Annotated in this window: 19 protein-coding genes; 12 read left to right on the forward strand and 7 right to left on the reverse strand. The window is 70.1% G+C overall.

Annotated elements, in window-relative coordinates; all coding sequences use genetic code 11:
- The first annotated feature begins 155 nt into the window (after positions 1-155).
- The 3 genes from mobA to Ssi02_RS38795 are packed head-to-tail and all read left to right on the forward strand — an operon-like array spanning position 156 to position 1184.
- Entirely contained in the window at positions 156-773 is a 618-nt protein-coding gene (gene mobA, locus Ssi02_RS19830) for a molybdenum cofactor guanylyltransferase (RefSeq protein ID WP_239129132.1), read from the forward strand.
- Between the two features lie 22 nt (positions 774-795).
- Positions 796-1041 carry a DUF6457 domain-containing protein gene (locus Ssi02_RS19835; RefSeq protein WP_204027530.1) on the forward strand — a complete coding sequence of 82 codons (246 nt, stop codon included), beginning with the start codon at positions 796-798 and terminating at the stop codon, positions 1039-1041.
- Positions 1042-1058: 17 nt separating this feature from the next.
- Complete coding sequence (locus Ssi02_RS38795) at positions 1059-1184, forward strand: beta-lactamase family protein (protein ID WP_239129136.1); 126 nt, start codon at positions 1059-1061, stop codon at positions 1182-1184.
- A 263-nt stretch (positions 1185-1447) separates the two neighbouring features.
- Here Ssi02_RS38795 and Ssi02_RS19840 read toward each other — a convergent pair whose 3' ends face one another.
- On the reverse strand, positions 1448-1765 hold the full coding sequence (locus tag Ssi02_RS19840) for a DUF3099 domain-containing protein (RefSeq protein ID WP_239129139.1): 318 nt from the start codon (positions 1763-1765) through the stop codon (positions 1448-1450).
- Positions 1766-1881: 116 nt separating this feature from the next.
- Here Ssi02_RS19840 and Ssi02_RS19845 point away from each other — a divergent pair, with 116 nt between their 5' ends.
- A complete protein-coding gene (locus Ssi02_RS19845; protein WP_204027532.1) occupies positions 1882-2094 on the forward strand; it encodes a dodecin in 213 nt (70 codons plus the stop codon).
- Between the two features lie 133 nt (positions 2095-2227).
- On the opposite strand, the gene Ssi02_RS19850 is transcribed toward Ssi02_RS19845, so the two are convergent.
- Positions 2228-3598: a metallopeptidase TldD-related protein gene (locus Ssi02_RS19850; RefSeq protein ID WP_204027534.1), complete on the reverse strand. Its 1371-nt coding sequence runs from the start codon at positions 3596-3598 to the stop codon at positions 2228-2230.
- Positions 3595-5094, reverse strand: a complete 1500-nt coding sequence (locus Ssi02_RS19855) for a TldD/PmbA family protein (RefSeq protein ID WP_204027536.1) — start codon at positions 5092-5094, stop codon at positions 3595-3597. Before Ssi02_RS19855 ends, Ssi02_RS19850 begins: the two co-directional genes overlap by 4 nt.
- Before the next feature lie 78 nt (positions 5095-5172).
- Between Ssi02_RS19855 and Ssi02_RS19860 the strand changes: the two genes are divergently transcribed.
- Complete coding sequence (locus tag Ssi02_RS19860; RefSeq protein ID WP_204027537.1) at positions 5173-5877, forward strand: beta-ketoacyl-ACP reductase; 705 nt, start codon at positions 5173-5175, stop codon at positions 5875-5877.
- 3 nt (positions 5878-5880) lie between these two features.
- Entirely contained in the window at positions 5881-6645 is a 765-nt protein-coding gene (fabI, locus tag Ssi02_RS19865) for an enoyl-ACP reductase FabI (protein WP_204027539.1), read from the forward strand.
- 303 nt (positions 6646-6948) lie between these two features.
- Here fabI and Ssi02_RS19870 read toward each other — a convergent pair whose 3' ends face one another.
- Positions 6949-7863 (reverse strand): hypothetical protein, encoded by a 915-nt coding sequence (locus Ssi02_RS19870; protein ID WP_204027541.1) that lies wholly within the window; start codon positions 7861-7863, stop codon positions 6949-6951.
- A 125-nt stretch (positions 7864-7988) separates the two neighbouring features.
- Positions 7989-8933, reverse strand: a complete 945-nt coding sequence (locus Ssi02_RS19875; protein ID WP_204027543.1) for an aldo/keto reductase — start codon at positions 8931-8933, stop codon at positions 7989-7991.
- Between the two features lie 363 nt (positions 8934-9296).
- Between Ssi02_RS19875 and Ssi02_RS19880 the strand changes: the two genes are divergently transcribed.
- The 5 genes from Ssi02_RS19880 to mshC all read left to right on the forward strand — a co-directional run bounded on the left by Ssi02_RS19880 (position 9297) and on the right by mshC (position 13484).
- On the forward strand, positions 9297-9995 hold the full coding sequence (locus tag Ssi02_RS19880; RefSeq protein WP_204027544.1) for an MSMEG_4193 family putative phosphomutase: 699 nt from the start codon (positions 9297-9299) through the stop codon (positions 9993-9995).
- 9 nt (positions 9996-10004) lie between these two features.
- Complete coding sequence (locus Ssi02_RS19885; RefSeq protein WP_204027545.1) at positions 10005-10556, forward strand: DUF3090 domain-containing protein; 552 nt, start codon at positions 10005-10007, stop codon at positions 10554-10556.
- Between the two features lie 25 nt (positions 10557-10581).
- Positions 10582-11343: an SCO1664 family protein gene (locus Ssi02_RS19890; RefSeq protein WP_204027546.1), complete on the forward strand. Its 762-nt coding sequence runs from the start codon at positions 10582-10584 to the stop codon at positions 11341-11343.
- 96 nt (positions 11344-11439) lie between these two features.
- Complete coding sequence (locus Ssi02_RS19895) at positions 11440-12192, forward strand: NRDE family protein (RefSeq protein WP_204027547.1); 753 nt, start codon at positions 11440-11442, stop codon at positions 12190-12192.
- 62 nt (positions 12193-12254) lie between these two features.
- Complete coding sequence (mshC, locus tag Ssi02_RS19900) at positions 12255-13484, forward strand: cysteine--1-D-myo-inosityl 2-amino-2-deoxy-alpha-D-glucopyranoside ligase (protein ID WP_204027548.1); 1230 nt, start codon at positions 12255-12257, stop codon at positions 13482-13484.
- A gap of 158 nt (positions 13485-13642) precedes the next feature.
- Here the strand turns inward: mshC and Ssi02_RS19905 are convergent, their stop codons facing one another.
- The gene (locus Ssi02_RS19905; RefSeq protein ID WP_204027549.1) at positions 13643-14128 is read right to left on the reverse strand and encodes a peptide deformylase; all 486 of its coding nucleotides are present in this window, start codon (positions 14126-14128) and stop codon (positions 13643-13645) included.
- Positions 14129-14359: 231 nt separating this feature from the next.
- On the opposite strand from Ssi02_RS19905, the gene Ssi02_RS19910 reads away from it, so the two are divergent.
- The gene (locus Ssi02_RS19910) at positions 14360-15499 is read left to right on the forward strand and encodes a uroporphyrinogen-III synthase (protein WP_204027551.1); all 1140 of its coding nucleotides are present in this window, start codon (positions 14360-14362) and stop codon (positions 15497-15499) included.
- Here the strand turns inward: Ssi02_RS19910 and Ssi02_RS19915 are convergent.
- Positions 15472-16032 (reverse strand): hypothetical protein, encoded by a 561-nt coding sequence (locus Ssi02_RS19915; protein ID WP_204027553.1) that lies wholly within the window; start codon positions 16030-16032, stop codon positions 15472-15474. The two genes, Ssi02_RS19910 and Ssi02_RS19915, sit on opposite strands and share 28 nt — an antisense overlap.
- Positions 16033-16425: the final 393 nt, after the last annotated feature.

Raw genomic sequence — 16425 nt, forward strand, 5'->3', positions numbered from 1 at the left:
GTGCCTAGGGGCAGGGCATGTGCGCCGCATTCAGCCCGTTACACGTTCCGCCCGTGAGTGGTGGCCGGCGGCGGGGGAGTGGCGGTGGTTCCGGCGGGGATGTGGTGGCGATCCGGGGAGGCGGCAGTGGCACGATCACCGGTATGGACGGCGGCATGAGCACGGACATGGGTGCCGGCGCCCGCGCGTTTGACGCGGTCGTGCTCGCGGGAGGGCAGGCCAGGCGGCTGGACGGGCTGGACAAACCCGCGCAGGAGGTGGGGGGCCGGAGTCTGCTGGGGCGTGTGGTGTCGGCGCTGGCGGAGGCCGGGGCGCGGCGGGTCGTCGTGGTCGGGCCGCGCAGGGACCTGCCGGGAGCGGTCTTCGTCCGCGAGGACCCGCCGGGTGGCGGACCGGTGCCCGCGCTGCGGGCCGGGCTGGCCGAGGTCGAGGCCCCCTGCCTGGCGCTGTTCGCGGGAGATCTCCCCTTCCTGGTGCCGTGGATCGTCGCCGAACTGCTGAAAGCCGCTGAGAGCGCCTCTGGGGCCGTTCTGGTGGACAACGGGGGCCGAGAGCAGTGGCTGGCCGGTACGTGGCGCGTGGAGGCCCTCAGGGAGGCTCTGGCGGGATATGAGGGGGGCTCGCTCCGTGGCCTGCTCGGTCCACTCGGTCCGGTGCGCCTCGCCGTACCACCACGGCCCGACGGAGCGGACGTGTGGTTCGACTGCGACACAATGGACGACCTGCGCACGGCGCGGCGGCTGATCGCGCGCCGTGAGGGGGAGGACGCGTGAGAGCACAGGAAGGAGCGTCATCGTGAACGTGCTGGAGGAGTGGACGTCCACCGTGTGCCGCGAGCTCGGCATCGACCCGGCGTCCCTCGACCGGGACGAGGTGCTCGACCTCACCCGCGAGGTCGCCCACAACGTCGCGCGGCCCGCCGCCCCCCTCACGGTCTATCTGCTCGGGTTGGCGCGCGGCGCCGGAACCGGCCCTGAGGAGGCGGTGGCGCTCCTCACCCGCATGGCGCGCACTTTCAAGGCGCCGCCGGAAGAGGACTGACGCCCGCGCCGTGAGTCGTGTTGCAGCTGGCGGGGGAGGACAGGCCCGACCTCGACGCGCCCGTCGAGAGATATCTCCCCGGCCTGGTGCGCGGCAACGGCAACGACGTCGGCGCGATCACGATGGGGGCGCGGCCGTGCTGAAAAGTCCGATGAGCCGGAGAAATCGGAAAGATCCTGACTCGCTTCCTTGACTGAAGCGAGGGCGCAAATCGCATGAAGTGCCGGGATGTCCGGAGGCGTCGCATAAAAAGGCGACGCCGGGTGGTTACGGGGGCAAACCACCCGGCGCCGCGTCATCGGCGTTCCGACGGGGGCCCGGAACGCCGGCACCAGCGCCCCGACGGGGGACCAGGGCGCTTGCCTAAAGCGTACACCTACTACCCATGGTGTGCGTCAAGACTTAGTCACGACCCGATCTCACGTCGATGCCGTGGTATCTCGTTTTGGTTAGCTTCGGGTGTGTCAAAAGTCGGCGCAGGGGCACCTTTGCCCCGCTCGTTCGCCCCGATGACGGCAATGTATGGCAAAAAGATCGCACCAGCGATGAACAGGATCTTGTACGGCCAGGGGCCGGGCACGACAACGGCGAGAATCAGACAAAGGGTGCGAATGCCCATCTGAATCAGGTAGCGCTTCTCCCTGCGGCCGATGTCCTCGCTGAGAGAGGGCTGGGCATCGGTCACCGGATGCACGATCGCCTTTTTACGCCACAGCTTCACCATTCCACGTTAGTCCTCCCCGGCCACCGTGTGGCCACTGCATGTGGCGCGCGCTCCCGGGTAGTCAAACCGAAGGAGCACGCCGGCGATCAGGCCGCGTACGGGATCGGGGGAGCGCTATGACGGACCGAACGTATCGGGTGACCGAGGTGGTGGGTTCCTCGGGGGAGAGCATCGACATGGCCATCCGCAACGGACTCGGCCGGGCCGCGCAGACCCTGCGCCACCTGGACTGGTTCGAGGTCGTCGAGGTGCGCGGCCACCTGGTCGACGGCGAGGTGGCCCACTTCCAGGTCGGGATGAAGGTCGGGTTCCGCCTGGAGGACCCGTGATCTGCCGCCGCCGCAGGAGACCCGGGCCGTTACCCACGCCGGACGGCGTCTGTACGGCGGAAGCCGTACAGACGCCGTGTCCGATGGGGTAAAGGTCCGGCCGGGGCGGGCCCCGGCCGGACTCGCCCGGAGATCAGTTCGCCTGGCTGACCGTTGACATGTTGAAGTCCGGCACCCTTAGCGCCGGCATGACGGTGCGGGTGAAGTAATCGCTCCACTCCCGCGGCAAGGTCTGGCCGGAGGCACCCACCTGGCTGACGCGGCCGAGGAGGTCCACCGGGCTCTCGTTGAACCGGAAGTTGTTCACCTCGCCGACCACCTCGCCGTTCTCGACGAGGTAGACGCCGTCCCTGGTGAGGCCGGTGAGCAGGAGCTGCTGCGGGTCGACCTCGCGGATGTACCACAGGCAGGTCAGCAGCAGGCCCCGCTCGGTCTCGGCGACCATCTGCTCCAGGGAGGCATCGGCCCCGGGGGCCGTCATGATCAGGTTGTCGATCGCGGGAGTGACCGGCAACCCGGTGAGCCCCGCCGAGTAGCGGGTCTGCAGCAGGTTGGCCAGGCGGCCTTCGCTGATCCAGTCGGTGGCCGACAGCGGCAGGCCGTTGTCGAACACCGAGGAGTCCCGCCCGCCCGCGTGGGCGACGGCGAACGGCGCGCACTCGACCCCGGCGGCCGACGGGTCGCTGTAGAGGCGCAGCGGGGTCGAGGAGAGCTCCTCGCCGACGCGGGTGCCGCCGCCGGGAGCGGAGAACACCGTGCGGCCGTCGGCGGCGTCGCGGGCTCCCGCCGTCCAGTACAGATAGATCATGAGGTCGGCCACCGCCGTGGGCGGCAGCAGCGTCTCGTAGCGGCCGGCCGGCAGGTCGACGCGCTTGACGGCCCACTCCAGGCGCCCCGCGAGGGTCGCGTTGAGCGCGGCGACGTCCACGTCGGCGAAGTCGCGGGTCGCCACGCCCGCCCAGGCGGAGCGCTTCATGTCGGGCGATTTGGCGTTGAGCTCCAGCCGGCCGGTGGGCTGGTCGTGGCGGAGCCGCAGGCCGCTGGAGGACCCGACGAAGGTGCTGGTCAGCGAGTGCTCGGCGAAGCCGTACAACCTCCTGCCGCCCTCCTCGGCGGCGGCGAACGCCTCGCCGAGCGCCGGGGCGAACGCCGAGAAGACGTCGATGCCGGTCGGCTCGATCGGGGCGCTCCACCCGCCGCTCTCGCCCTTGCCCTCGATCAGGGGGCGGGCGTCCTCTGCGGGGCGCGCGTCGCGTGCGGCCCGGTCGGCGGCGGCCACGACGTCGGCGATCTGGTCGGGCCTGACCGCCGACCGCGACACGACGCCGGTGCTCTGCCCCGCGATGGAGATCACCGTGAGCTGGGACGAGCGGGCCACGCCGTTGGTGGTGAGGGTGTTGCCGGCGAAACGCAGGTTGGCGGTGGAGCCTTCGTCGGCGATGACGATCACGTCGTCGGCGGTGCTGAGGGAAAGCGCCCGCTCGACCGTCTCCTGTGGGGTCACTTTCCACCCTCCTGGATGGTGTTGAGGATGCGCACGCCCCGGAAGAGCGCCGACGGGCAGCCGTGGCTGACCGGCGCGACCTGCCCGGGTTGTCCCTTGCCGCAGTTGAACGCCCCGGCCAGCACGTAGGTCTCGGGGCCGCCCACGGCGTCCATCGACCGCCAGAAGTCGGTGGTGGTGGCCTGGTAGGCGACGTCGCGGAGCTGACCGGCCAGCCGGCCGTTCTCGATCTTGAAGAACCTCTGGCCGGTGAACTGGAAGTTGTAGCGCTGCATGTCGATCGACCAGCTCTTGTTGCCCACCACGTAGATGCCGCGATCGACCCCGGAGATCATCTCCTCGGTCGAGGGGCCGTTCAGGGCCGGCTGGAGGGACACGTTGGCCATGCGCTGGATCGGCATGTGGCCGGGCGAGTCGGCGAAGGCGCAGCCGTTCGACCGCCCGAGGCCCTTCATGAGGGACATGCGCCGGTCGAGCTGGTAGCCCACGAGCCGCCCGTCCTTGACGATGTCGAACCGCTGCCCCGCCACGCCCTCGTCGTCGTAGCCGACGGTCGCGAGGCCGTGCTCGGCGACGCGGTCCCCGGTCACGTTCATGATCGGTGATCCGTACTCAAGCGTGCCGAGCTGGTCGAACGTCGCGAAGCTGGTGCCGGCGTAGGCCGCCTCGTAGCCGAGCGCCCGGTCCAGCTCGGTGGCGTGCCCGATGGACTCGTGGATGGTGAGCCACAGGTTGGTCGGGTCGATGACGAGGTCGTAGTCCCCCGCCTCCACCGACGGCGCCGCGAGCTTCTCCGCGAGGTATTCGGGCATGCGGGCGAGCTCGCCGGGGAAGTCCCATCCCGTCCCGGTCAGATATTCGTAGCCGCGCCCGACCGGCGGCGCGAGCGTGGCCATGTCGTCGAACCGGTTGCCCTCCACCCGGGCGGCGACCAGCTCCGGATGCAGCCGCACGCGCTGCTGGGTGGTGACCGTGCCCGCGGTGTCGGCGTAGAACTTCTGCTCCTTGACCGCCATCAGCGTGGCGCTGACGTGGTCCACCCGGGAGTCCTTGAGCAGGTCGGCGGACCAGCCCGACAGCAGCTCGACCTTGTCCTTCATCGGCACGTCGAACGGATCCACCTCATACGCCGACACCCACACGGCGTCGGCGTGGACCGGCTCGGGGGCCAGCTCGATGGGCTCGCGGTTGACCGCCGCCGCCACGGTGGCGACCCGCACCGCCTGCTCGGCGGCGAGGGCGGCTGCCTCCGGGGTCGGCTCGATGGCCGCGGCGAACCCCCAGGTGCCGTTTTTGATCACTCGTACGGCGAAGCCGAGATCGTCGGAGTCGATGGAGCCTTCCAAGCGTGCGTCGTAAAGGCGCAACGTCTCAGCCCGCACACGTTCGAACCGGAAATCCGCGTGTTCGGCACCGAGTTCGCGTGCCCGCTGCAAGGCTGCGTCCGCGAGCTGCCGCAGGGGCAGTGCGAGAAAATCTGGATCGATCTGGCGCATGTCAACGATCCTAGCCACGTGATCTTGTACCCCCCGGACATGCGGGTTACGCGGCAGTAGGCGATAACGTCAGTGCTCATGGCACGCTCAGTACTCGTCACCGGTGGCAACCGGGGCATCGGCCTCGCGATTGCCCGTGAACTCGCGGCGGCCGGCGACGCCGTCGCCGTGACCTACCGCTCAGGGGAGCCCCCCGAGGGCCTCTTCGGCGTCCGCTGCGACGTCACCAGCACCGCCGACGTCGACGCCGCCTTCGACAAGGCCGAGGCCGAGCACGGCCCGGTCGAGGTCGTCGTGGCCAACGCCGGCATCACCAAGGACACCCTTCTTCCCATGATGAAGGAGGACACGTTCACCGACGTCATCGACGCCAACCTCACCGGTGCCTACCGGGTGTCCAAGCGCGCGATCAAGGGCATGCTGCGCATGCGCCGGGGCAGGATCGTCCTGATCTCCTCCGTCGTGGGCACCATGGGCTCGGCCGGGCAGACCAACTACGCCGCCTCCAAGGCCGGCATGATCGGGTTCGCCCGGTCGGCCGCCCGCGAGCTCGGTTCGCGCAACATCACCGTTAACGTGGTGGCCCCGGGCATGGTCGAGACCGACATGACCGCGGTGCTCGACGACACCTATCAGGAGAAGATCCGCGGCAACATCCCCCTCGGGCGCTTCGCGACCCCGTCGGAGATCGCGCGCGTGGTCAGGTTCGTCGCAAGTGAGGACGCCGCCTACATCACCGGGGCGGTCATCCCCGTCGACGGCGGCCTGGGAATGGGGCACTGAGTCATGGGAATACTCGAAGGCAAGCGCATCCTGGTCACCGGGGTCCTCACGGACTCCTCCATCGCCTACGCGGTGGCGAGGATCGCCCAGGAGGAGGGCGCCACGGTCGTGCTGACCGGGTTCGGCCGCATGAGCCTCGTCGAGCGCATCGCCAAGCGGCTGCCTGAGCCGCCCCCGGTGGTCGAGCTCGACGTGCAGAACACCGAGCACCTCGACACCCTCGCCGACCGCGTCGGTGAGCACGTCGACGGCCTCGACGGCGTCGTCCACGCCATCGCCTTCGCCCCGCAGGGGGCGCTCGGCGGCAACTTCCTCAACACGCCGTGGGAGGACGTCGCCACCGCGATGCACGTCTCCACCTACTCGTTCAAGGCGCTCGCGACGGCGTGCCTGCCGCTGATGAAGAGCGGCGGCTCGATCGTCGGCATCGACTTCGACGCCACCAAGGCGTGGCCGGTCTACGACTGGATGGGCGTCGCCAAGGCCGGCCTCGAGTCCTGCTCCCGCTACCTCGCCCGCGACCTCGGCCCCCACGGCGTCCGCGTCAACCTGGTCGCCGCCGGGCCGCTGCGCACGATGGCGGCCAAGAACATCCCGAACTTCAAGGAGTTCGAGGAGAGCTGGCCGGCCAAGGCGCCGCTCGGGTGGGACCTCTCCGACACCGGCCCCGCGGGCAAGGCCTGCGTGGCGCTGCTGTCCGACTGGTTCCCGGCCACGACCGGTGAGATCGTGCACGTCGACGGCGGCGTGCACGCCATGGGGGTCTGACCCGGTCCCACATGCGACCCGGCGCCCACCCGCTCCGGCGGGTGGGCGCCGGTGCTGTTTTGAGGGGCTCTGCGGCTGTCTCATGTCTCGGTCGCCGCCGGCCTTCAGATCCGGGCCGGGCCGGTACGGCGGAGCCGTACGCATGTCGTGTGCCGGATCGGTGCGGCGGAGCCGCCCGGACGTCGTGCGGCCGGCCGCTGCACCGTCCGGCTCGCTCTCCGGCCGGTACGGCGGAGCGGTTCGGGTGGCGTGCGGCCGGCCGTTGCACAGTGTGCCTCGACCCTCGGTCCGGGGCGGCGTGGCTCAGGCGAGCCGGTGCTGTCCGCCGGGGCGCAGAGGCTCGAACGGGATCGATTCGCGGCCTCCCCGCCTCTTGGCGTACACGAAGCGGGTCGCGATGATCGCCGACAGGAGCAGCGCCATCGTCAGCGTCGTGCCGAGCGCGTCCGACTGCCTGGCGCGCGGCCGCACCAGACCCGGACCCAGCGGGGTGCTCAAGATGTCCGGATGCCACATCAGCGTCACCCCCATCCGGTCGACGTCGACCGAGGTGCCCTTCCGGGGTTTGCCGGGGCCTGTGGCGGCCCCGTCTATCGGGCTGCTGCCGTAGGAATGCACTCGCCGCTCGGGGATGTACGGCGCGTGCGTTTTAGGCGCGGGTTTGTGCGCACGCCGTTCGGGCCGCTCCCTCGGCGGCCGGGGCCGTGCCGGAGGCGGCGGGGCCTCGGGACCGTTCTGCGCGGCGGCGGAGTCGGCGCTCTCGCAGACCCTCCCGGCCCGGCAGTGAGTGTCCCGGGCCGCCGGTGCGCCGTCCTCGCCCGGCCGTGCGCCGTCCGTCGGAGCCGGGCGCGCCGAGGGGGCCGGGCCCGGTTTCCCGGGCGGCTCGGGCGCCGGGAGAGCCGGCGCGGGGGGCGCCTGGGGCGCGCCGCCGACGCCGTTAAGCACATTCGTCGTGGTGTCGGTCACCGTGCCGGTGACCGGGTTCAGGGAACTGCCGGTCAACTCGTCCACCACATCGGTGACGTCGTTGACGATGTCGCAGATCCCGCCCGTCAAGCCGGAGAGCAACCCGCCGCTCTTCTCACACGCGGGAGCCCGTGCGGTGCCAAGTCCCGGCACGGCGGCCTGGGCGGGTGCGGCACCCACCACGGGCAGCCCGCCCAGCGCCAGCGCCAGGGCTCCGGCCGAGATCGCGGATGCCCGGCGTCCAGTTTCCATATGTTCCCCCTCGGACCATCAAGGGTGACCCCATCCTGTTACCCGTTGATAGTTTTGTGGGGACACTGAAGCATTCCACAAAAAGTTGCGATTCGGTATCAATTAGTGATATGTGAATTCACTTCTCATTCGATGGCCGAGACGTCGTCCAGCGCTTCCCGGATCTCCATCGGAAGTGTCAGTTCCTCTGCCTGCAGGATGCCGTTGAGCTGGGCGTTTGTGCGGGCTCCCACGATCGCGGCGCACACCCCCGGCTGGTCGCGCACCCATGAAAGGGCCACCGACAAAGGGGATACGGCCAGGCCTTCCGCCGCTGTGGTGACCGATTCGACGATGCGACGGCAGCGTTCGTCGAGATAAGGGCGGACAAAATCGGCGAAATGGGGTGTGGCCGCTCGGGAATCGGCTGGAACCCCCGTACGGTATTTCCCAGTCAAAACCCCTCGTCCGAGGGGTGACCACGCCAGCATCCCCGCCCCGAGATGCTCGGCCGCCGACAGCAATTCCCGCTCGGCGTCCCTGGCCAGGAGCGAGTATTCCGCCTGGGCCGACACCATCGGCGTGCGCCCGAGCGCCCGCTGGTGCACCGCCGCCGCGGCGAGCTGCCACCCCGCGTAGTTGCACACCCCGGCGTAGGCCGCCCGGCCCGTCGACACGATCGTGTCGACCGCCGCCAGCGTCTCCTCCAGCGGCACCTCCGAGTCGAACGCGTGCAACTGCCACAGGTCGACGTCCTCCAGCCCCAGACGGGCCAGCGACGCGTCGGCGGCCGCGATCAAATGCTTGCGCGACGCGTCGCGCGGGCGCCGGGCCGTCGGGGTCAGCACGGCCTTGGTCGCGATCACCAGCTCGGAGCGAGGCACCGTGTCCTGCATGAGGCGCCCGAGCAGTCGCTCGGCGTCGCCGCCCGTGTAGACGTCGGCGGTGTCGATCAGAGTGCCGCCGGCATCGGCGAACGTGCGCAGCTGGGCCGCTGCTTCCTCGGCCCCGGTGTCGCGCCCCCATGTCATTGTGCCGAGCCCGAGGCGGGACACCGACAGCCCGCTCCGCCCGACGTAACGCTGCTCCATGATCCGGCCAGATTACCGTCTGGGCAGGGAGAACCTTCGATTACCCTGCCACGACCCGCTGATGTTGCCCCCCTCTGAACCGCTTTGCGGCACGCCGTAATCACCGTCCCACCGCGCGTGTCGATCCCCGCACCCCTTACGGCACAGGGGGATCGGGCGCCCGCGCCACCGGAGGCGAGTGCGGCGGTGTGACATTGTGCACGCGCCCGGCGGGACCGGCCGCCTTGGCGGCGCCGTACGGGCCGCGGGGACCGGCCCCCGTGGTCTTTCATACGGGTAGGACTGGTGCGGGGTTGTGCATAACTCGTAGGAGATTGTCGGATGCGTGAACGGCGAACGTAGTGCAGCCGTACGCTGTGGGGTGTGACGACCTTGATCCTTGCTCGCCACGGGCTGACCCATCTCACCGGGCCGGTCCTCGCGGGCCGTACGCCCGGGGTGGCGCTCAACGACGCGGGCCGGGCGCAGGCCAAGGGGCTTGCGGCCAGGCTCGCTCAGGTGCCGCTCGCGGCCGTCGTGTCCAGTCCTCTCGACCGGTGTGTGCAGACCGCCGCCGCCGTCGCGGAGGAGCGCCGGGCCGAGGTGGTGACCGACGACAGGTTCGGCGAGTGCGACTACGGCGAGTGGACCGGGCGCCCGATCGCCGAGCTGGCGCGTGAGCCGCTGTGGCAGGTGGTGCAGGCGCACCCCAGCGCGGCGGCGTTCCCCGGCGGGGAGGCGCTCGCCGCGGTTCAGGCGCGGGCGGTCGCGGCGGTCCGCGAGTGGAACGCGAGGTTCGGGCCCGAGGAGGCCTACCTCGTGTGCAGTCACGGAGACGTGATCAAGGCGATCGTGGCCGACGCGCTCGGCCTGCACCTCGATCAGTTCCAGCGCATCACCGCCGATCCCGCATCGGTCACGGTGATTCGATACACCCCGCTACGTCCTTTTCTCCTCCGCCTCAACGACGTCGGGGGCGACGTTGTGAGACTGCCGTCCGCGGAGGGTTCGGAGTCGGCTGACGGGGCAGTAAACCTCACCGGGAGCGATGCCGCCGTCGGCGGCGGAGCCGGAACCACGTAGGGTCGGGTTATGCCGGTCTTCGACTACGATCCGCCAGAAAGGTTCGTGGCCGGTGCCGTAGGGCAGCCGGGGTCACGTGCCTTCTTTTTGCAGGCCCGCGGGGGTGGCAGGCTGACGACGGTGGCCCTGGAGAAGTCTCAGGTGGCAGCCTTGGCCGACCGGCTGGACGAGCTGCTCGACGAGGTGCTGCGCCGCATAGGCCCCCAAGGCCACGTGCCCGCCATGGCGCCCGCCGACCTCCAGGACGAGGCCCCGCTCGACCAGCCTCTGATCGAGGACTTCCGGGTGGGCACCATGACGCTCGGCTGGGATCCCGAGACATCTCTCGTGGTCATCGAGGCCAAGGAGCTCATCGACGACGAAGACGAGATCGAAGGCCCGGAACCCGCCGTGCTGCGCGTGCACATCAGCGCGAAGTCGGCGCGGGCCTTCTCCAAACGAGCACTCGAACTTGTGGCGGCGGGCCGTCCGGCCTGTCCGCTGTGCGGTCAGCCATTGGAAGCGGAGGGGCACATCTGCGTGCGATTGAATGGATATCGTGCCGGTCGGGGTGGTGTGTGATCGAGCAAACCCTGGAAGAGGCCGCATGAGCGCCGAAAGCGAGCCCGCGTTGAGCGCGGCGCACGTGTCCAGAATCGACGACGAATCCGCCCTCCGCCTTCTCAGGGAGGGCCGCCTCGAGGTCGCGGGCCGGCTGGTCGAGGCGACCAACATGACGCTCTACTGCTCGGTACGGCTCGGCGACCTTGGCGCGGCCTGTGTCTACAAGCCGGTCCGCGGCGAACGCCCCCTGTGGGACTTCCCCGACGGCACCCTGGCCGCCCGCGAGGTCGCCGCCTTCGAGGTCTCGGCCGTGACGGGCTGGCGCATCGTCCCCCCCACCGTCTACCGGGACGGACCCTTCGGGCCGGGCATGTGCCAGCTCTGGATCGACAGCGACCGCGAGATCGACCTCATGGCCCTGGTCCGCAGCCGCCACCCCGCCCTGCGGCGCATGGCGGTGTTCGACGCCGTGGTCAACAACGCCGACCGGAAGGGCGGGCACCTGCTTCCGCTTCCCGACGGTCACGTATACGGCGTCGACCACGGAGTCTGCTTCTCCGCCGAGGACAAACTTCGCACCGTGCTGTGGCAGTGGCGCAACAAGACCCTGCCCCGCGAGGCCGTCAACGTGCTGGCCCGCCTCGACCGCGAACTCGAGAACGGCCACCTCGGCCGCCGCCTCCGCGAACTTCTCACCCCCGCCGAGGCCGCCGCCACCGCGGCCCGGGTGCGCCGCCTGCTCGACAGCGGCGTGCACCCGGTCCCCTCGGGCGACTGGCCGGCGGTTCCCTGGCCGCCGATCTGACCGCCCGGCCGCAGGAGTCGCGGAAGGCAGGGGGTCCATCCGGACCGCCGTACGGCTTCGCCGTACTCTGGCCGGTGATCCGGGAGGTGGTTGAGGATGTGCACCGTCGTCGTGAGTGTGGACCCCGGCAGGTGGGCGCCCGTCCTGCTGGTGGGAGTGCGGGATGAGCTGTCCACCCGCCCCACACGTGGACCGGGGGAGCACTGGCCGGATTCGCCCGGTGTCTACGGGGGCGTCGATCTGCGCGCCGGCGGCACCTGGCTGGCGGCGGCGCCCGGGCTCCCGCGCGTGGCGGCCCTCCTCAACGGGCACGGCACGCCCGCTCATCACGACCGGCGCATTTCGCGCGGTGGGATCCCCCTGCACGCCATCCGGGAGGGCGGGCCACCCGACGGTGATCTGAGTCGCTACGACCCCTTTCACCTGGTGCTCGGCGATCTCGACGGGGTGAGGTTGTGGAGCTGGGACGGCACGCGGCTCAGCCAGGACAAGCTTCCCGAAGGCACCCATGTCATGGTCAACTCCGGGTGGGCGCGCCTGCCCGGCGACCCCCGGGCCGACCACTTCGGCCCCCTCTTCGCCGCCGCCCCGGCGCCCCTGGCGGACCTCGGCGCGGAGCCCGGGGAGTTCTGGGGCGAGTGGGCCGGGCTGGCCTCGGGCGCGGGGCTGCCCTTCGGGGATCCGAGGGCGATGGTCGTGCGGCACGAGATGTCCGGCGGGCTCGTCTACGCCTCCCTGTCGGTCACCATGGTGGCCTTGGGATCCGATGGCACACGCTACGACTTCCGCGTGCTCGGCGACGATCCGGGACCGTGGGAGCGCGTCCTCCCTCGCCCTGGATTGGGGTGAAAACGACTTAATGTCCACCCCGGGGTGATCCGGGTAGTCCGCTGCATGGATAGGCTCAAGGCATGCGATCGTGGTCTGCCCCGAAGATCCCTCGGCTCCCCGGCGTCGGCACTCCGTTGCGGCTCTACGACACGGCCTCCCGCGAGGTCAGGCCCACCGAGCCCGGCCCCGCCGCCAAGATGTACGTCTGCGGAATCACCCCCTATGACGCCACTCATATCGGGCACGCCAACACCTACCTCGCCTTCGACATGATCAACCGGGTGTGGCGTGACGCCGGCCATGAGGTTCATTTCACGCAGAACTCCACCGACGTGGACGACCCGCTCTTGGAACGTGCCGAAAGGACCGGCGAGGACTGGCGGGTGCTCGCCGAACGCGAGATCGACCTGTTCCGCAGCGACATGGAGGCCCTGCGGGTGCTCCCGCCCCGCGAATACGTCGGGGTGACCGAGGTCGTCGACCAGATCGCCGATTTGATCGCGGTCCTGCGGGACAAGGGCGCCACCTACACCCTCGACGGCGACGTCTACTTCGACGTCGCCGCCGCCCCCAAGTTCGGCGCCGTGTCCGGCTACTCGGAGGACGAGATGCTCGCCCTCTTCGCCGACCGCGGCGGCGACCCCGGCCGCCCCGGCAAGCAGCACCCGCTCGACTGGCTCCTCTGGCGGGCGGAGCGCCCCGGCGAGCCCTCCTGGCCCTCGCCCTTCGGCCCCGGCCGCCCCGGCTGGCACGTGGAGTGCACGGCCATCGCGCTCGCCAACCTCGGTTCGGGCTTCGACGTGGCCGGCGGCGGCTCCGACCTGATCTTCCCCCACCACGAGATGGGCGCCTGCGAAGGCCACGTCGCCACCGGCGACTGGCCCTTCGCCAAGTCATACGTCCACGCGGGCATGGTCGCCCTCGACGGCGAGAAGATGTCCAAGTCCCGGGGCAACCTGGTGTTCGTGTCCCGCCTCCGGGATGAACACGACCCCATGGCGGTCCGCCTCGCCCTGCTGGCCCACCACTACCGCGCCGACTGGGAGTGGACCCCCCACCAGATCACCGCCGCAGAGACCCGCCTCGCCCGCTGGCGCGCCGCCGCGGCCCTTGCGAGCGGTCCCCCCGCCGAACGCCTCCTTGAGCAGGTCCGCGACCACCTCGCCGACGACCTCGACACCCCGTCGGCGGTCGCCGCCGTCGACAACTGGTCCGAGCACGCCCTGTCGGAGGGCGGCCCCGACACCACCGCCCCTGCTTTGATGCACAGCACCGCCGACGCCCTCCTGGGCATCGACCTCACCATCTGACACCTTCCGGCACCCGTGCCCTGTGGTGCCGGGCAGCCCTGCGAGGCTCGGGCCCGGCCGATCTCACCGTCCGTGCCGCCCAGAAGAAAAGGGCGGTACGGCGGGAAGCCTCCAAATGCGATTTGTCCTGAAAAATCGCAGGAAAGCGGATAAAAGCCCTACTCGGCGAGGTTGGCTGAGGTCAGGAAACGTGCGCGTTCGTCGGCGGGAAGATGGTCGATGAACAATGTCCCGTCAAGATGGTCCGCCTCATGCTGGAGAACCCGGGCGAGCACCCCGAGGGCACGCACCGTGACCGGCTTGCCGTACATATCGCGCCCCTTGGCTACCGCCGAGTAGGAACGCTCCAGCGGCCACCAGACCCCGGGGGCCGACAGGCAGGCCTCATCGGCCGTGATCTTGCGCTCGGACAGCTCAAGGCGGGGGTTGACGAGATGCCCCGACCTGCCGTCGTAGGAGAAGACGAGCACCCGCAAAGGCACCCCCACCTGGGGTGCGGCGAGGCCGGCGCGGCCGGCGCCGGCGTGCAGGGTGGCGGTGAGGGACTTGACCAGGCCCCGCAGCTCCTTGTCGAAGGCGGTGACCGGTTCGGCCACTTCCCGCAGGCCGGGATCACCGAAGACGCGGATCTGCCGAACCGTCACATGCCCTCCCCGAAACCGAGCTGAGAATCCAGCTTTTGAGTTGCCCGCGGCAGCATCCATCCAATCATCAGAATCGGGGCGAAGAGCATTATCCGGCCTGTCCGGATGACCGCGTTGAGCGATTATTTTATAGGCCGATCGTCGCCGCATACCCAAGGCAGCGTGCGTGCCGTAGCACAGCGGTAACAGAGCGGACTCAAGACCGAAACCGGGAGGCCGCACGATCGGACCATGCTGGAGACGGCGCCTGACGCGCTGGCCGGGTTCACCATCGGGATCACCGCGACCCGACGCCACGAAGAGCTGCGCGTGCTGCTGGAACGCAGGGGAGCACGGGTCGTCGGCGCGCCCGCGATCCGCCTGGCGCCGGCCGCCGACGACGGCGACCTGCTGGTGGCGACCCGGAATGTCCTGGCCGCGCCGGTGGACGACGTCGTGGTGACGACCGGGGTCGCGTTCCAGGAGTGGATGGCGGCGGCCGAGGGGTGGGGCCTCGGCGGTGAGCTGGCCGCCCACCTGGACAAGGCCAGGATCCTGGCCAGGGGACCCAAGGCGACGGGCGCGGTGCGTGCCGCGGGGCTGCGCGAGTGCGAGGCATACGCGGGTGAGTTGTGCGAGGAGGTCGCCCGGCACCTGCTGGCGCAGGACCTCCGGGGGCGACGGCTCGCCGTGCTGCCTCACGGCGAGCCGCTGCCTCTGCTGACGGGCGCGCTGCGGTCGGCGGGCGCCGAGGTGATCGAGCTGCCCGTCTACCGCTGGCTGCCCAATCCCGACTCGGCGCCGCTGCGGCGCATGATCGCGGCTGTCGTGTCGGGCAGCCTCGACGCCGTCGCCTTCACGAGTTCTCCCGCGGTGCGTGCGACGCTCGCCGTCGCGAGCGAGGAGGGGGTGGAGGAGGCCCTGCTGGCGGCGCTGGCGGGGCCGGTGGTGGCGGCGTGTGTGGGCCCGGTGAGTGCGGGGCCGCTGCTCGCCAGGGGGGTGCCGGTGCTTCAGCCGGATCGGTTTCGCCTCGGGGCCCTGGCTCGCACGCTGGTGAGGCATCTTCCGGAGTGCGGTGTGATCCGGCTGTCGGCCGGTGGTCACGAGCTGGAGATCCGCGGGCACGCGGTCGCCGTCGACGGGGAGTTGCGTCCGCTGCCGCCCGCTCCGATGGCTGTGCTCAAGCGGCTGGCTCGCCGCCCGGGGCATGTGATCGCCCGTTCGGAGTTGCGCACCGTTCTGCCCGGTGGCTCCTCTCGCGATCCCGCAGAGCATGCCGTCGAGATGGCCGTCACGCGGCTGCGCCGCGCACTCGGACAGGCCGGGATCGTGGAGACCGTCGTGAAGCGGGGCTATCGCCTCGCCTACGACAAGTGGTCGGTGATGCCCTGATCCACGACGCGGATCTGCGGTGTGAGCCGTAGTTCGCGCACGATTTCCTCGGCCACGTCCTCATGTGACGTCCCGACATGCGGTCCGGCGAAGAGCTCTTCGTAGGCATAGCGGAAACAACCGGCGAGGAGCAGTCGCGCGCTCGCGACCGGGGCGACGTCGGCACGCACCCGTCCGGCCTTCTGCTCCGCGGCGATGTAGTCCGCCAGGGGCTGGATCTCGGACATGGGGCTGAGGCCGGCCTCCCGCTGCGCCTCACGGAACCGTACGGTCACCGTGGGCGAGGTGAACGCGGGAAGCTGGGCCGAGTGCACGTCGACGTAGTATTCGATGCCGGCGCGTGCGATCGGGAGAAGATTGTCGTTGACGTTGCCCTTGCCGACCAGATTGCTCAGGTCATCCAAGATGCGCAGCCACATGGGGAGCCGATCCTGGAGCAGGGCGAGGAATCTGTCCACCGCCTGCCCGGCCGCCGGCGGGCCGTTTCTGATGGGGGGACGTGCCGCAGCGTCCTCACCATCATCCCGCTTCATGTAACCGGCGATCTCAAGGACGCGACGGCGCGTCTCTTGTGTCCTCTGATGCGGTTCAAGCTGGGGAATCGCCATAGTTGCCCTAACATGCGCAGTCTTGAGAGTCGCGCTCACACAGATCCTCACTTGTAGTCGGACCCGGGCTCGCCGCTCGTACACCGACGTTTACAGAGCCGCGTTTCTCCTGGTAGTGGATGTGGATACCGGCAGCCCTTCCCTAGCGGGGGCAAACCGTTCGGGACGGGTGGCGCTCAGTTGGCGCTCATTATTACCCGAAAACCAGGAGAAATGGTGAATTTGACGAGAAGTCTCAGCAAGCCTTCAGCCGTAGGTGAGGAGCAGGCCAACAAAAGACCAGGCCGGCCCCTGTGAGCAGGGGTTCTCCTGCCATCT

Origin of the sequence: Sinosporangium siamense (assembly GCF_016863435.1) — a bacterium.
Classification (GTDB): domain Bacteria; phylum Actinomycetota; class Actinomycetes; order Streptosporangiales; family Streptosporangiaceae; genus Sinosporangium; species Sinosporangium siamense.

Excerpts from the sequence above, each read along its gene's own strand:
- Ssi02_RS19845 (WP_204027532.1), top strand. The coding sequence starts at position 1,882 with ATGACGGACCGAACGTATCGGGTGACCGAGGTGGTGGGTTCCTCGGGG.
- mobA (WP_239129132.1), top strand. The coding sequence starts at position 156 with ATGAGCACGGACATGGGTGCCGGCGCCCGCGCGTTTGACGCGGTCGTG.
- mshC (WP_204027548.1), top strand. The coding sequence starts at position 12,255 with ATGCGATCGTGGTCTGCCCCGAAGATCCCTCGGCTCCCCGGCGTCGGC.
- Ssi02_RS19855 (WP_204027536.1), bottom strand. The coding sequence starts at position 5,094 with ATGCGCCAGATCGATCCAGATTTTCTCGCACTGCCCCTGCGGCAGCTC.
- Ssi02_RS19890 (WP_204027546.1), top strand. The coding sequence starts at position 10,582 with ATGAGCGCCGAAAGCGAGCCCGCGTTGAGCGCGGCGCACGTGTCCAGA.
- Ssi02_RS19895 (WP_204027547.1), top strand. The coding sequence starts at position 11,440 with ATGTGCACCGTCGTCGTGAGTGTGGACCCCGGCAGGTGGGCGCCCGTC.
- Ssi02_RS19840 (WP_239129139.1), bottom strand. The coding sequence starts at position 1,765 with ATGGTGAAGCTGTGGCGTAAAAAGGCGATCGTGCATCCGGTGACCGAT.
- Ssi02_RS19870 (WP_204027541.1), bottom strand. The coding sequence starts at position 7,863 with ATGGAAACTGGACGCCGGGCATCCGCGATCTCGGCCGGAGCCCTGGCG.
- Ssi02_RS19860 (WP_204027537.1), top strand. The coding sequence starts at position 5,173 with ATGGCACGCTCAGTACTCGTCACCGGTGGCAACCGGGGCATCGGCCTC.
- Ssi02_RS19915 (WP_204027553.1), bottom strand. The coding sequence starts at position 16,032 with ATGAAGCGGGATGATGGTGAGGACGCTGCGGCACGTCCCCCCATCAGA.
- Ssi02_RS19885 (WP_204027545.1), top strand. The coding sequence starts at position 10,005 with ATGCCGGTCTTCGACTACGATCCGCCAGAAAGGTTCGTGGCCGGTGCC.
- Ssi02_RS19910 (WP_204027551.1), top strand. The coding sequence starts at position 14,360 with ATGCTGGAGACGGCGCCTGACGCGCTGGCCGGGTTCACCATCGGGATC.
- fabI (WP_204027539.1), top strand. The coding sequence starts at position 5,881 with ATGGGAATACTCGAAGGCAAGCGCATCCTGGTCACCGGGGTCCTCACG.
- Ssi02_RS19875 (WP_204027543.1), bottom strand. The coding sequence starts at position 8,933 with ATGGAGCAGCGTTACGTCGGGCGGAGCGGGCTGTCGGTGTCCCGCCTC.